General features: G+C 73.6%; 13 protein-coding genes and 1 tRNA gene. 6 read left to right on the top strand and 8 right to left on the bottom strand.

The features are described from left to right. Positions 1-3: 3 nt before the first annotated feature. Positions 4-693, top strand: coding sequence for a response regulator transcription factor (locus ACFWMZ_RS00135; RefSeq protein WP_383177038.1), 690 nt, complete (start codon positions 4-6; stop codon positions 691-693). After that, positions 690-2,111, top strand: a complete 1,422-nt coding sequence (locus ACFWMZ_RS00130; protein ID WP_383177041.1) for an ATP-binding protein — start codon at positions 690-692, stop codon at positions 2,109-2,111. The genes ACFWMZ_RS00135 and ACFWMZ_RS00130 overlap by 4 nt, the downstream gene beginning before the upstream one ends. Positions 2,112-2,606: 495 nt before the next feature. On the opposite strand, the gene ACFWMZ_RS00125 is transcribed toward ACFWMZ_RS00130, so the two are convergent. The 4 genes from ACFWMZ_RS00125 to ACFWMZ_RS00110 form a co-directional block, all read right to left on the bottom strand. Next, positions 2,607-4,115: a GH1 family beta-glucosidase gene (locus ACFWMZ_RS00125; RefSeq protein WP_383198864.1), complete on the bottom strand. Its 1,509-nt coding sequence runs from the start codon at positions 4,113-4,115 to the stop codon at positions 2,607-2,609. 112 nt (positions 4,116-4,227) lie between these two features. After that, positions 4,228-5,151, bottom strand: coding sequence for a carbohydrate ABC transporter permease (locus ACFWMZ_RS00120; protein WP_383177047.1), 924 nt, complete (start codon positions 5,149-5,151; stop codon positions 4,228-4,230). Further along, entirely contained in the window at positions 5,148-6,206 is a 1,059-nt protein-coding gene (locus ACFWMZ_RS00115; RefSeq protein ID WP_383177050.1) for a carbohydrate ABC transporter permease, read from the bottom strand. The genes ACFWMZ_RS00120 and ACFWMZ_RS00115 overlap by 4 nt, the downstream gene beginning before the upstream one ends. Before the next feature lie 6 nt (positions 6,207-6,212). Further along, entirely contained in the window at positions 6,213-7,541 is a 1,329-nt protein-coding gene (locus tag ACFWMZ_RS00110) for an ABC transporter substrate-binding protein (protein ID WP_383177053.1), read from the bottom strand. 273 nt (positions 7,542-7,814) lie between these two features. On the opposite strand from ACFWMZ_RS00110, the gene ACFWMZ_RS00105 reads away from it, so the two are divergent. The 4 genes from ACFWMZ_RS00105 (at position 7,815) to ACFWMZ_RS00090 (ending at position 9,910) form a co-directional block, all read left to right on the top strand. Next, positions 7,815-8,870, top strand: a complete 1,056-nt coding sequence (locus tag ACFWMZ_RS00105) for a LacI family DNA-binding transcriptional regulator (RefSeq protein WP_383177056.1) — start codon at positions 7,815-7,817, stop codon at positions 8,868-8,870. Positions 8,871-9,021: 151 nt separating this feature from the next. Beyond that, entirely contained in the window at positions 9,022-9,249 is a 228-nt protein-coding gene (locus tag ACFWMZ_RS00100; protein ID WP_383177059.1) for a hypothetical protein, read from the top strand. A gap of 40 nt (positions 9,250-9,289) precedes the next feature. Next, positions 9,290-9,460, top strand: coding sequence for a hypothetical protein (locus ACFWMZ_RS00095; RefSeq protein WP_383177062.1), 171 nt, complete (start codon positions 9,290-9,292; stop codon positions 9,458-9,460). A 159-nt stretch (positions 9,461-9,619) separates the two neighbouring features. Beyond that, positions 9,620-9,910, top strand: coding sequence for a hypothetical protein (locus tag ACFWMZ_RS00090; protein WP_383198862.1), 291 nt, complete (start codon positions 9,620-9,622; stop codon positions 9,908-9,910). Between the two features lie 442 nt (positions 9,911-10,352). Here the strand turns inward: ACFWMZ_RS00090 and ACFWMZ_RS00085 are convergent, their stop codons facing one another. The 4 genes from ACFWMZ_RS00085 to ACFWMZ_RS00070 all read right to left on the bottom strand — a co-directional run bounded on the left by ACFWMZ_RS00085 (position 10,353) and on the right by ACFWMZ_RS00070 (position 13,398). Further along, positions 10,353-11,003: an endonuclease gene (locus tag ACFWMZ_RS00085; protein WP_383177068.1), complete on the bottom strand. Its 651-nt coding sequence runs from the start codon at positions 11,001-11,003 to the stop codon at positions 10,353-10,355. A gap of 244 nt (positions 11,004-11,247) precedes the next feature. Next, positions 11,248-11,320 (bottom strand) — tRNA-His (locus ACFWMZ_RS00080). Positions 11,321-11,411: 91 nt separating this feature from the next. Beyond that, a complete protein-coding gene (orn, locus tag ACFWMZ_RS00075; RefSeq protein ID WP_383177070.1) occupies positions 11,412-12,014 on the bottom strand; it encodes an oligoribonuclease in 603 nt (200 codons plus the stop codon). Between the two features lie 163 nt (positions 12,015-12,177). Beyond that, complete coding sequence (locus ACFWMZ_RS00070) at positions 12,178-13,398, bottom strand: helix-turn-helix domain-containing protein (protein WP_383177073.1); 1,221 nt, start codon at positions 13,396-13,398, stop codon at positions 12,178-12,180. Between the last annotated feature and the right edge of the window lie 1,153 nt (positions 13,399-14,551).

Genomic DNA, 14,551 nt, shown 5'->3' with positions numbered 1-14,551 from the left:
CCCATGCCCCATGTGCTCGTGGTCGAGGACGACCAGTTCGTCCGCTCGGCGCTGATCCGTCACCTCACCGAGGCGTCCCACACCGTACGCAGTGTCGGCACGGCGCTCGAAGCCCTGCGCGAGGTCGCCCACTTCCGGTACGACGTGGTCGTTCTCGACCTGGGGCTGCCCGATCTCGACGGCGCCGAGGCACTGAAGATGCTCCGCTCGATCACCGACGTCCCGGTCATCGTCGCCACCGCCCGCGACGACGAGAACGAGATCGTCCGGCTCCTCAACGACGGCGCCGACGACTACCTCACCAAGCCCTTCTCGGTCGCCCACCTCTCCGCCCGGATCGCCGCCGTGCTGCGCCGCTCCCGCGCCGCCGGCCCCGTGGCCCCGCCCGACCGGGTCCTCAGGGTCGGCGGGCTCGCCGTCGACCCGCTGCGCCGGCAGGCCGAACTCGACTCCACCCCGCTCGACCTGACCCGCCGCGAGTTCGACCTGCTCGCCTACCTGGCCGGGCGCCCCGGCGTCGTCGTCCCCCGCAAGGAACTCCTCGCCGAGGTCTGGCAGCAGAGTTACGGCGACGACCAGACCATCGACGTCCACCTCTCCTGGCTCCGCCGCAAACTCGGTGAGACCGCCGCCGCCCCCCGCTACCTGCACACCTTGCGCGGGGTCGGGGTGAAGCTGGAGCCACCGGCGTGAGATGGGCGCTGGTCAAGGTCTCGCTGGCGGTCACCGCGATGGTCGTGATGGCGTTCGCCGTGCCGCTCGGCCTGGTGGTCCGTGAGACGGCCCGCGACCGTGCCGTCTCGCACGCCGAACGCCAGGCCGCCGCGCTCGGCCCGACCCTCTCGGTCACCACCGAACGCGCCGCGCTGGAGCGGGCGGTGCAGTTCACCACCGCCGGGTCCGAGCGCCGCATGGCGGTGCACGTCCCCGCCGACGGTGACCGCCCCGCGCTGACCGTCGGCACCGCCCGCGCCTCCGCCCGCGACCTCGCCTCCACCCGGCGGCTGGCCCGCGCCGTCACCACCGCCACCGCCGGGGGGCAACTGCTCCTCCAGCCGACGGCGCTGAGCGGCTCGCGGACGGCGGTCGTCGAGGTCTACGTCCCCGAGGCCGAGGCCGACCGGGGCGTCACCGCCGCCTGGCTGATGCTGGCCGGGGTCGCCGTCGCCCTGGTCATCGGCTCGGTCGCGGTCGCCGACCGGCTCGGGGTGCGGATGGTGGGCCCCGCCCGGCGGCTGGCCGGGGCCGCGCACGCGCTCGGCGAGGGGTCACTCGGCGTACGCGTCCCCGAGGAGGGCCCGGCCGAACTGCGGCAGGCGGCGGTGGCGTTCAACTCCATGGCCGACCAGGTGGTGGAACTCCTCGCCAACGAACGGGAGCTGGCCGCCGACCTCTCGCACCGCCTGCGCACCCCGCTCACCGTGCTCCGCCTCAACGCCGCCTCGCTCGGCGAGGGGCCCGCCGCCGAGCAGACCCGGGCCGCGGTCGAGCAGCTGGAGTGCGAGGTGGACGCCATCATCCGCACCGCCCGCGAGCAGAAGCCCCGTACCCAGCCGGACGGTTCCGGGGCCGGGTGCGACGCGGCCGAGGTGATCCGGGAGCGGATGGAGTTCTGGTCGGCGCTGGCCGAGGACGAGGGCCGGACCGCCCGGGTCGCGGGCGTGGAGAGGCCGGTACGCATCCCCGTGGCCCGGGGCGACCTGGTGGCCGCGCTGGACGCGCTGCTCGGCAACGTCTTCCGGCACACCCCGGAGGGCACCCCCTTCGCGGTCGACCTGCACGACGGCGGGCAGGGCGCGCACTCGGTGATCGTGCTGGTCTCCGACGCGGGCCCCGGCATCCCCGACCCCGAGGCGGCGCTGGCGCGCGGCCGGGGCGGCGCCGGACAGGCCCCGGCCGCCGTCGGCTCGACCGGCCTCGGCCTGGACATCGTGCGCCGCCTCGCCGAGTCGACCGGCGGGGACGTCCGCATCGGCCGCTCCGTGCTGGGCGGCACCGAGGTCCGGCTCTGGATCCAGCTCCGGCACACCGGGGAGGGCCCGGCACTGGACCACCGGGGCAGGCGGCACGGGCAGCGGAAGGGGCGGGCGGCGCGGTTCCGTAAACCGTAGGCCGGGCGTCCGGGCCGCGTGGCCGCCGTCCCGCCGGGGCCCCGCGCGGAGTTCCCCATTCCCCTTAACGGTGTCCCAGCGCTGCCTCAAGGGAGCCTTAAGAACCGGCCCGCCTGCCCGATCCGCCCCTTTCGCGAGGTGCGTTGCGGCTAACGTCTTCCTCGTCGGCGCCCCACCGCCGACGCCCCGGACAACCACCACACCCGTCGACCAGCCACACCTCCGGATCAGCCCGGTCTGCGCGCCCCCTCGCGAAGCCCGGGCGAAAAAGTTCCGCCCGCTCAGGAATCCCGGCGCTCACCCGGGGTAAGCGGGCGGTACCCCACGGGATCCGGAGCACGACTCCCCCCACAGGAAAGAACGTGCCCCGGCCGGGCACCATCCCCCCACCCCGGCCGGGGCACGACCCTTCCCACTCCCGGATCGCACGCGCGAGGGGCGGGCGGCGGCACGGGGTCAGAACCCGCGCCGCCACCCGCCCCGGCCCCGGAGGGGTCAGCCCGCGTCAGGCCCCGGCGTGAAGTCGGCCGGAGGCAGCACCCCGTCGCGCACCGCCCGCGCGTACCAGTGGGCACTCGACCTCGGTGTGCGCACCTGCGTGTCGTAGTCGACGTGGACCGCGCCGAACCGCTTGCCGTAGCCGTAGGACCACTCGAAGTTGTCCAGCAGCGACCAGAGGTAGTAGCCCCGCACGTCGGCGCCGTCGCGGATCGCGTCGAGCACCGCCGACAGGTGGCCGTGCAGGTAGCGGATGCGGTCCGGGTCGTGGAAGCGGCCCCCGGCGTCCGGCGCGTCCGGATAGGCCGCACCGTTCTCGGTGACCAGCAGCGGCACGCCCGGCGCCTCGGCCGAGTACTTCAGCAGCAGGTCGTACAGGCCGGTCGGGTCCACGCCCCAGCCCATGTCGGTGCGCTCACCCGGCGACTGGTGGAAGGTCACGTCGTCCGCGCCCGGCCACGGCGAGTGGGCGCTCGCTCCGTGGCCGTCGTCGCGCGGACCGTCCACCCGGCCGCCGGAGACGGTCGCCGGGGCGTAGTAGTTGATGCCCAGCAGGTCCAGCGGCTGCGCCGCCGTCCGGGCGTCGCCCTCCTGGACGAACGACCAGTCGGTGAGCCGCGCCGTGTCCGCGAACAGGTCTTCCGGGTACGCGCCGTGCAGCATCGGCCCGGTGAAGACCCGGTTGGCCAGCGCGTCGATGCGGCGGCGGGCGTCCTCGTCCTCGGGCGCGGCCGTACGGGCCCGCACCGCGCTCGGGTTGAGGCTCACCGCGATCTTCGGGGTGCGCCCGGCAGGCACCGAGGCCCGCAGCGCCTGCGCGCCGAGGCCGTGCGCCAGGTTGAGGTGGTGGGCGGCGCGCAGCGCGTCCACCGGGTCGGTGCGGCCGGGGGCGTGGACCCCGGAGCCGTAGCCGAGGAAGGCGCTGCACCACGGCTCGTTGAGTGTGGTGAACAGGTCGACCTGCCCGCCCAGCGCCTCGCCGACGAGCGCCGCGTACTCGGCGAACCGGTGGGCGGTGTCCCGCTCCGGCCAGCCTCCGGCGTCCTCCAGCTCCTGCGGCAGGTCCCAGTGGTACAGCGTCACCATCGGCCGCACACCGCGTGCCTGCAGGTCGTCGACGAGCCGCCGGTAGAAGTCCAGGCCGCGCCGCTCGGCGGGCCCGCGCCCGGTCGGCTGCACCCGCGGCCAGGAGACGGAGAAGCGGTAGGTGTTGAGGCCGAGCCCGGCCAGCAGCGCCACGTCCTCGGCGCTGCGGTGGTAGTGGTCGACGGCGACGTCACCGGTGTCGCCGTTCTCCGTCTTGCCCGGGGTGTGGCTGAAGGTGTCCCAGATCGACGGGGTCCGGCCGTCCTCGGCCACCGCCCCCTCGATCTGGTACGAGGCGGTCGCCGCACCCCAGAGGAAGCCGGTGGGGAATCTGCCCTGCCGGGCCAGGGCGGCCGCCTCCTCGGGCACCTCCCCCGAGGTGGGCGCTGCGGAGGTGTCGGCGGTGGGGACTGAGGTCAAGACGTACTCCCGTTCTCGCTTGTGAGGGAAGGGGCGGGGTGGCGGGCGGCGGGTGGTCGGCCCGCCGCCCGGGGTGTGCGCGCGGTTCTGCGCGGACTCCCCTCGGGGCTGCTCAGCCCTTCACCGCGCCCTGCATGATGCCGCCGACGATCTGCTTGCCGAAGACCACGAAGACGATCAGCAGCGGCAGCGTGCCCAGCAGCGCGCCGGCCATGATCACCGACTGGTCGGGGATGTACCCCCGGCCCAGACCGGTGAGGGCCACCTGCACGGTGGGGCTGCCGTTCTGGGTCAGCGCGATGATCGGCCAGAAGAAGTCGTTCCAGGACTGCACGAAGGTCAGCATCCCGAGCACCGCCATCGCGGGCCGGGCCGCCGGGAAGACCACGTGCCACAGGACGCGGAGGCTGTTGGCGCCGTCCACCCGGGCCGCCTCGATGATCTCGGTGGGCAGCGCCTGGAGCAGGTACTGCCGCATGAAGAAGACACCGAAGGCGGTGACCAGGGTCGGCAGGATGACCGCCTGGAGCTGGTCGGACCAGGAGAGCTTGGCCACCATCATGTACAGCGGTACGACGCTGAGCTGCGGCGGCACCATCATCGTGCCGATCACCAGCAGCAGCAGCGCGTTCTTGAAGCGGAACCGCAGCTTGGCGAAGGCGAACCCGGCCAGCGTGGAGAAGAGCACCGTGCCCACCGAGACCGTGCCGGCCACGATGAGGGTGTTCAGCAGGGCCGACCCCATGTTGGCGTCGGTCCAGGCGATCTCCAGGTTCTTGAAGAGGTTCCCGCCGAACCAGAACGGCGGCGGCGTCTCGGCCAGCCGCGTGTTGTTCCGCGAGGCCGCGATCGCCGTCCAGACCAGCGGGAAGAGCGAGACCACGGTCACCAGGGCCAGCACGGCGTAGGTGATGCGGCCGCCGTGCAGCTGGCGCCCGGCCTTGCTGCGGCGCGTGCGGCCACCCGGCTTCGCGGGTGGTGCGGCGGGGGAGCGGGGAGCGGACTCCTCGCGGGCGGGCGATGGTGCGATGCTCATGCTTTCCCCTCGCCTCGGCGCAGCCACCGGGTGACCGCGAGAGAGACCAGCCCGATCACGATCAGCAGCAGGAACATGGCCCAGGCGATGGCGGACGCCCGGCCCAGGTGCAGGTTGGTCCAGCCCTGCTCGTACAGGTAGAGGCCGAGTGTCTGGAACTGGTGCTCGGCGCCGCCGGTGGCCCCGCCGCCGCCGTTGAACAGCAGCGGCTCGCCGAAGAGCTGGATGGCCCCGATGGTCGAGACGACCACGGTGAACAGGATGGTCGGCCGGAGCGACGGCAGCGTCACGTGGACGAACTGCTGCCAGCGTGAGGCGCCGTCCAGCGCCGCCGACTCGTACAGGTCGGAGGGGATGGACTGCATCGCGGCCAGGTAGATCAGCGCGTTGTAGCCGGTCCATCGCCAGACGACGATGGAGGAGACGGCCAACTGCGAGGTGAAGGTGCCGTTCTGCCAGTCGATGTGCTCGAAGCCGGCCAGCGACAGGAACCAGTTGATCATCCCGTAGTCGCGCCCGAAGAGCATGACGAAGACCAGCGTCGCCGCCGCCACCGAGGTGGCGTACGGGGTGAGCGCCGCCACCCGGAAGAACATCGAGCCGCGCAGCCGGTAGTTGAGCAGGTGCGCGATGCCCAGCGCCATCAGCAGCTGCGGCACCGTCGAGAGGATGCCGATGGTGAAGGTGTTCTGGAGGGCGTTCCAGAAGAACTCGTCGTCGAGCAGGCGCGTGTAGTTGCGCAGCCCGATCCACTCCATGTCGTTGGGCGCCGTCAGCTCCACCCGGTGGAGCGAGGCCCACCCGGTGTAGAGCAGCGGGAAGAGCCCGAACGCCGCGAAGAAGAGGAAGAACGGCGCGACGAACGCGTACGGACTCCACTTCACGTCCCGCCGGTACCAGCGGGAGCGCCGCTCGCGCCGCCGCTCGTCGGCCGGGTCCTTCCCCGGGGCCCCGCCCGGATCCTTGGGCGGCGGTCCGGTCACCGCGACCCCGCTCGCGGGGGCCGCCGCGCCCTCCACCGGGGAGGGCGCGGCCGCTGAGAATTCACTCGCCATCGTGGGTCACTGGTCCAGTGCGTTGTCGATCGCCTTGACCGCGGCCTTCCAGCCCTCCTCGGAGGACTTGCCCTTCTGGTCGACCTGGAGCATCCCCACGTCGGCCAGGTTCTGCGCGATGACCAGGTCCTTCGGGCCGAGGATCTGCACCGGGGCGCCCTCGGCGGCCTGGGCGAAGATCTTGCCGATCGGCGCGTCGTCGAAGTACTCGTGCTTGGCGTCGGCGATCTCCGGCAGGTCGAAGGCGGCCTGCGCGCTCGGGAAGGAGCCGCGCTCCGCGAAGAGCTTCGCCTGCTGCTTCGGCGCGGTCAGCCACGCCGCGAGCTTCGCCGCCTCCTCCTTGTTCTTGCCGGCCGAGGGGACCGTCAGGAAGGAGCCGCCCCAGTTGCTGGGCTTCGGCGCCTGGGCGACGTCCCACTTGTCGGCGCCCTTCTCACCGCCCTTGTCCTGGATGTAGCCGAGCATCCACGCCGGGCAGGAGACCGTGGCGAAGGTGCCGTTGGAGAAGCCCTGGTCCCAACCGGGCGTGAACTGCTGGAGCTTGGCCGTCAGCCCCTCGGAGGCGAACTCGGCCGCCAGATCCCAGGCATCCTTCACCGCCGGGCTGGTCTTGTAGACGACCTCGCCCTTGTCGTCGTAGAAGCGGGTCTCGGCGCTGCCGGTCACCGCCGCCATCACACCGGGCGAGCCGTCGACGAACTTGGCGCCCTTGGGGGCCTTCTTCTGGAACTCCTTGCCGGCCTCCAGGTACTTGTCCCAGTCACCCGCCCACAACTTGCCGACCTCCTCGCGGTCGGTCGGCAGGCCGGCCTTCTCGAAGAGGTCCTTGCGGTAGCAGATGCCCTGCGGCCCGGTGTCCGTGCCGAGCGCCACCGTCTTGCCCGCCTCGGTGGTGCCCTGCTCCCACTTCCACTCCAGGAAGGCGCTCTTGTCGGCGCCGGGCGCCTTGGAGAGGTCCTCCAGCTTGTCGCCCTGGGTCTGCACGATCTCGGCGATGTTGTTGGCCTCGACGGCCTGGATGTCGGCGAGGCCGCTGCCGGTGCCGAGGTGGGTGAGGAGCTGCGGGTAGTAGTTCTCGTTCCGCTCGATGGACGTCTGCTTGATGACGACGTCCTTGTTCTCCTTCATGTACTGGTCGTAGAGCCCGGCCTCCTTGAGGCCGAACGCACCGAAGACCCCGACCGTGAGCGTGGTCTTCCCCTTGTCCGACCCGGCGGCGCTCCCGGCCGCCTCCGGCTCGTCGTCCGACGCGCAGCCCGCGAGCAGGCTGGTCCCCAGGGCGGCGACGGCCGCCAGGACCACCGCCTTGCGGGCCGTACGGGTTCTCGTACGCATGGTCTCCTCCTGACGCCGGTCCGGTCCCGGTCCGTCAACCGCTGTGCGTGCGGCTGAAGTCGGCTCGTCCGGGTCGAACCAGGGAATGTACGGGTGTTGGAGTGGCAGCTAGGGTGGGAGCGCTCCCACCCGTGATGTCGTGAAGAGTCGCGGCTGCGGGCAGGAGTGTCAAGACACCGGACGCCCACAGGTCCGGTCGGTTATCGGGCTGTTACGGTCTCCTCCGATCCTGGGGTACGACACGGGCGCGTGCCCACTACTGGGAGGCAACGGATGAGGGCTGGTCGGAGCAACGGGCGCAGCGGGGGCCGCCCCACCCTCGAAGAGGTCGCCGCCCGCGCCGGGGTCGGCCGCGGCACGGTCTCCCGCGTCATCAACGGCTCCCCCCGCGTCAGCGAGACGACCCGCGCCGCCGTCGAGGCCGCCGTCGCCGAACTGGGGTACGTGCCCAACACCGCCGCCCGCGCGCTGGCCGCCAACCGCACCGATGCCATCGCCCTGGTCGTGCCCGAACCGGAGACCCGCTTCTTCACCGAGCCGTACTTCTCCGACATCCTCGGCGGCATCGGCGCCGCCCTCGGCCCGACCGACCTCCAGCTCCTGCTGACCTTCGCCGACGGCGCCCGCGAGCGCAGACGCCTCGCCCAGTACCTCGCCGCCCACCGCGTCGACGGCGTCCTGCTGGTCTCCGTCCACGCCGACGACCCGCTCCCCGACCTCCTCTCCCAGCTGGAGATCCCCGCCGTCATCAGCGGCCGCCGCAGCGAGGACGAGCCGCTGGCCTCGGTCGACACCGACAACTACTCCGGCGCCCGCGCCGCCGTCACCCATCTCCTCGACCGGGGCCGCACCGCCATCGCCACCATCAGCGGCCGCCTCGACGTCTACGGCGCCCAGCGCCGCCTCGACGGCTACCGCTCGGCGCTCACCGACGCCGGGTACCGGCTGGACGAGAGCCTCGTCGCCGCCGGGGACTTCACCGAGGAGGGCGGCCGCCAGGCCATGCGCCTCCTTCTCGACCGGCACCCCGGCCTCGACGCGGTCTTCGCCTGCTCCGACGTGATGGCCGCCGGCGCCCTCCAGGTGCTCCGCGAGGCAGGGCGCCGCATCCCCGAGGACATCGCCCTGGTCGGCTTCGACGACTCGGCCGTCGCCCGTCTGATGGACCCCCCGCTCACCTCCGTCCGCCAGCCCACCGCCGCGATGGGCCGCGCCATGACCGAGGCCCTCCTCGCCGAGATCGCCGAGGGGAGGCCGGGGGCGCCCCGGCTGCGGGGGCGGCGCCAGGTGGTGCTGGACACGGAGCTGGTGGTGCGGGCGTCCTCCTGAGCGGACGCGGCGGCACGCTGCCCGGCCGGGCAGAACCGCCGTACGGCCGTACCCGCTCCTCGGGATGAGGCATCCGTCCGGCGGCGCCCGCCACGGGGCACGCGCCCCAGCCTCCCGCCCCCGGCGGTCCGGCCGCCGTACGATCCCTCGCGTGGAACTCCCCGACTACCTGATCAGACTTCAGCGCTCCGCCGACGACGAGGGCCGCCGGCTCGAACACCTCGACGAGGAGGAGCGGGACGCGCAGCGGCGCGTTTACTTCAACGCGGCGGCCGAGGTCGACGTCGCCGTCCGCGACTTCGCCGCCGCCGCCGGGCTCGACCGCCACACCGTGGAGAAGGAGCTGCGCCAGCAGGCCCGCCATCCCCATGCAAAGTGAGCGGCGTTCGTTGTCGGACCCCGGGAGTACGGTCGGCCCCATGAACACCCGTACGGATGCCGCGCCCCGCCCCGCCGCCGTGGTGAACGCCGAGATCCGCGCCCTCCTCATGCGCCGCCGCGGCCTCACCGCCACCGAGCGCGCGGCGTACGAGCGGTTGCTCGTGGAGTGGGCCGGCGCGGTCCGGTCCGAGGTGGTCGTGGCGGCCTGACGCCCGTCCGAGACCGGCCACCTGACGGGCCGTCCGTAACGCCCGCCGCCCGGCGGGTCAATCGGTGCGAGCCCCGATTGTCCGCCTCCCGGCGGGCCGTTTAGGTTGGCCGTGGACCACCCGTTCACGCAGGCCGACCACGTTGGGGGAAAAGCACGCATGCGCAGACAGGGAACGTTCCACCGGAGGTTCGCCGGTGCAGCCGTGGCGGCTCTCTCCGTCGCCGCCCTCGCGGTACCGGCCACCGCCCAGGCCGCCTCACCCGCGCCCACCGCCGCTTCGGCGACCGCGGGCGACATCGGGGCCGCCGCCTCCTGGCGGACCCTCGCGACCTACCGCACCTCCTTCACCTGCCAGGGCGAGAAGACGTCGCTGGAGCTCTCCACCCCGTGGGTGCTCCGCTGCCAGAAGGCCGGTACCTTCACGTACCACCTCCAGCGCTACTACTGACCTGACCTGACCTGACCTGACCTGACCGGCGCCGGGAGCCCCGCACCCCGTGGGGCGCCCGGCGCCGGCGCGTGCCCGGCGGCGGGGTCGTCCCGCGTCACGTACCGGGGGAGCGCGACCGGAGGCGGCGGGTGCGATGCCCCCGCCTCACCTCGGCCGGACGGCAGCCGTTGCCGCTCACCGGCCGGTGAGGGGCGGCCACGAAGCACCCGGCGACGTTTCGGTCATGGCTTCCGGGGGAGAAGCCGTGCCCGCCGAGCCGCAGTGCGCGGGCAGGCACGCAGCAGCCGCACGAGGCGGTGCGAGACAGCATCACCTAGACGCTGAGGCGGGCAGGGCCTGGCTCGTCGCGCGGCCGGGCGCGTGCGCGGACGCGCGCGGTGGCCCGTCTCTGCGAGACGCCCCGCCTCCCCGGACGCGGTGCCGGGGCGTGCCGCTTCCCTCAGCCCGCGTGCTCCAGTACGTCGTCCGCGACCTTCTTCTCCAGCGCGGCCCGGACGAGCGCCGCGGCGAGCACGGCGGGACCCGCCTCCCCGGCGAGCCGCGCGAGGCGCTTCGACTCCTTCGGCAGGCCGAGGCGTTCGGCGCCCTTGAGGGCCTTGGCGTCGAAGCGGGGGGCCAGCTCGGGCCAGACGGCCTGGGCCTCGCGCAGGAAGATGTCCGCGCCCGCCGGGCCCAGGCCCGGGGTCTCGCGCAGCCCCGAGACCAGCGCCTGCTCGTCGCCGTCCGCGTCCCGGCGCACCCGGCGCAGATCGCCGCCGTGCTCGACCAGCAGCCGTTCGGCGCCCTCGCCGAGCTGGGTGGCGGTCCGCTCGTCGTACCGTCGGTAGCCGCCCTCGCCGAGTGCGTCGACCCGCTGCTGCCAGGTCGCGTCGGCCATGGCGCGCGGGCTGCGCATCCCGTCGTGGAAGAGGGCCTGCGCGGCGGACACCGCGATCGGTGCCTGGATGCGTGCGCTGAGCAGGGAACTCAGGACGAGCAGCTGGTAGAGCGGCTGCGGGGTGTCCTTGAGCGTGATCCCCGCCTCCTTCGCGTAGGTGGTGCCGTGCCGGTCGAGAAGAGCGGCGGCGACGGCGGACTGCGAAGCACTCACGTCCGGTCTCCCTTCGTACGCCTGACGACTGAGGTGTGCCCTCACCGGGCTGCGGTCACGCCTGCTCCCCACTGTGACGTGGATCGGGCGGCGGCGCGCGGGGAGTACGGGGGCTGGGAGGGGGCTTCGGGGCGTCCGCGCCCATCGGTGGCCGGGCGGCAGCACGGTCCGCACGGGCGGGGCCGGCCCGGGAACGCCTCGAGCCCCCGACCTGATCTCTCAGGTCGGGGGCTCGAGGCCACAGGGTGAGTGACGGGACTTGAACCCGCGGCCACCTGGACCACAACCAGGTGCTCTACCAACTGAGCTACACCCACCGCGTCCGGTCGTTTCCGACCGGCCGAGAAAAAGTGTACAGGGTCCGAGGGGGTGCTCGCGCCCACCTTTTTCCGGCGGCTGCGCGGGGCCTTATTCCGAGGTCAGCACGTGCTGGGCCGCGATGGCCTTGGCGGTGTCGGAGTCCGGGCCGGGCTGCGGCACGAAGATCGCCTCGCGGTAGTAGCGCAGCTCGGCGATGGACTCGCGGATGTCGGCCAGCGCCCGGTGGTTGCCGCTCTTGTCGGGGCTGTTGAAGTACGCCCGCGGGTACCACCGGCGGGCCAGCTCCTTCACCGAGGAGACGTCCACGATGCGGTAGTGGAGGTACTCCTCCAGCGCCGCCATGTCGCGGGCGAGGAAGCCGCGGTCGGTGCCGACCGAGTTCCCGCACAGCGGCGCCTTGCCGGGCTCCTTGACGTGCTCGCGGACGTACGCGAGGACCTGCGCCTCGGCGTCGGCCAGGGTGGTGCCGTCGGCCAGCTCGGCGAGGAGCCCCGAGGTGGTGTGCATCCTGCGCACCACCTCGGGCATGGTCTCCAGCGCCTCGTCCGGCGGGCGGATCACGATGTCCACGCCGTCGCCGAGCACGTTCAGTTCCGAGTCGGTGACCAGTGCGGCCACCTCGATGAGTGCGTCGTCCGCCAGCGAGAGCCCGGTCATCTCGCAGTCGATCCACACCATGCGGTCGTTCATACGTGTCAGCCTATAGGGGGCGTCCGGGAAACCCTGTGCGGTGTCCGCGGCGCCCGGTGCCTGCTCCCGGTGCGCCGGACGAAGGTCCTCGTAGCGGAGCTACTCGGCCTTCGCCCGGCGCGGCGAGAGGGCTGCCGGACGCCGCGGACGCCGTGCGGGATTCTCAGACACCGCCTAGCGGGCGCTCTCGCGGGCCGGGGAGTGCCGTGCGTCCCTGGATGTAGGTGTCCGGACCCCCTCTGCCCGGGTCCGGATGGCCATGGGCGCCCACTCCCTGCGGCGTCCGCCGCAGCTGCGGCGGGACCGGCCCGTCGAAGACCTGCACCGGCTGCGTGGGCTGCACCGGCTCGGGCCGCTGCTCCTGCTGCGGACGGCGGGCACGGTAGGCGGCCCGGTACGCGGCGGGGGAGGAGCCGAGCTGGCGGCGGAAGTGCCCGCGCAGGGCGACCGGCGACCGGAAGCCGCAGCGGCCGGCGACCTCGTCCACCGAGTAGTCGGAGGTCTCCAGCAGACGCTGCGCCTGCAGGACGCGCTGGGTGATCAGCCACTGGAGCGGGGCGCTGCCGGTCAGCGAGCGGAAACGCCGGTCGAAGGTCCGGCGGCTCATGTACGCACGCGCGGCCAGCGTCTCCACGTCGAACTGCTCGTGGAGGTGCTCCAGCGCCCAGGCGACGACCTCGGCCAGCGGGTCGGCGCCGATCTCCTCAGGTAAAGACCTGTCGAGGTAGCGCTCCTGCCCGCCCGCCCGGCGCGGCGGCACGACCAGGCGGCGCGCCAGGGCGCCCGCGGCCTCGCTGCCGTGGTCGGTGCGGACGATGTGCAGGCAGAGGTCGATCCCGGCGGCGGTGCCCGCGGAGGTGAGCACGTCGCCGTCGTCGACGAAGAGCTCCCGCGGGTCGACGTGGACCGAGGGATAGCGCTTGGCCAGCGTCGGCGCGTACATCCAGTGGGTCGTCGCGGGCCTGCCGTCCAGCAGTCCGGCGGCGGCCAGGACGAACGCGCCGGTGCACAGCCCGACGATGCGCGCGCCCTCCTCGTGCGCGCGGCGCAGCGCGTCCAGCGCGGCGGCGGGCGGGGGCGAGGTGATGGACCGCCAGGCGGGCACCACCACCGTCCCGGCCCGGGAGAGGGCCTCCAGGCCCTGAGGCGCCGTCAGTTCGAGTCCGCCGGTGGTCCGCAGCGGTCCGTCCTCGCCGGCGCAGACCAGCAGCCGGTAGCGCGGCACGCCGGCGTCCTGGCGGTCGATGCCGAAGACGGAGAGCGGGATGGAACTCTCGAAGATGGGGCCGCCGCTGAAGAGGAGAACCGCGACGATCTCCTTGCGGCGCCGCCCGGAGAGTTTGCGGCCCGCGAGGTCCGCCGTGACGGTGGAGTCGTGGCTCATGTCGCTAAGCCCCCCTCGGTGGCCGTGTCACTCCAGTCCTGTCGGATCTGTCGCTCCTGCACGTTTCCCCTCGGTCCTGCGCGTGTCCCCCGCCATAAGACAGTCATGATCGAATCTACTGTGTCCCGTGGTGCCACCGTGACCAGTTGAGCAGACGCCGGAATGTCGACAAGGCAACGTGGCGTGAAGCATTCGATCACGAAGCGTCGCACTCCAGGGCGCGACTGGGAAGTGCGTCTGCGGCGGGTGGCCGGTCCCCGTAGGGTGCGCGGCCGCCGCGTGACCCTTTCGCCGCAGGTCGTGCCGGGGGTGACGGGGGTCCACCCACCCTGGTGCAACGGTTCGTCAACTTGGCTGAAAACATACGGGCGCGTGCGTGCGAACCGGTCAGTCCTCCGGCGTACGAAAAACGCGCCGCCGACCGCCCCCGTGCGCCCCTGCCCCGTCACCTGGGAGCGACCCCCGCCGGGGCGCGCCCGGGTCCCCCGCGCTCCGCTCCGACCGGCGCAACAGCAGCCGGCAGATCCCGGTCACCGCGGCCAGGACCGGCGCCACCCAGAACGCCCCGCCCGCCGACGCCCCGTAGACGACGAGGACCACCGGCGCGAGGACGCAGCCGAACGCCGCCCACCCCACGGCCGCGCTCATCGGATCGGCCGAGGAGCTCCGGCCCGCGGCGCCCCGCGCCGCGGTGGAGGCGGCGGGCGCGCAGGCGGCGTGGGACGCCGCGGAGGCGGGTCGCCGCCCGGAACGGCCCTGATGGGCTCCCGCGGCCCCACAGGCGGCCTCCGGCGCCCGCGTGCCGCGTCCCGGCGCCGCCGGGCCGCCCTGCCGGAGGGGCGGCCGGGCGGCGGGGTGGGGGAGAGGGGCGCGAGGGACGGGCACGGGGTGCTCCCAGGGACGGCGGGTACTCCCTTCAACGCCCCGCGCGCGCCCGGGTCACTCCCGGAGGGGTCCGGCTGGGCCGCCCCGGGGACCCCGTGTCCCCCGGGCGGCGGGGCCGGCCGGCCGTTGCGATCGGAGCGCCGCTCCGGCATGCTCCGTCCAGCGCGCCGCCCGGCGGTGGCGCCCGGGCGGCCGTAACGGGCCGGTTCGGGCCCGTCCCGGCGGGAGGCGTGCGCCGGTCCGCGAGAGCGGCGCATGGGTCGGGCGT

The sequence above is a fragment of the Streptomyces sp. NPDC058373 genome (genome assembly GCF_042723275.1).
Lineage (GTDB): Bacteria > Actinomycetota > Actinomycetes > Streptomycetales > Streptomycetaceae > Streptomyces.
This window is presented reverse-complemented; position numbering and strand designations above follow the sequence as displayed.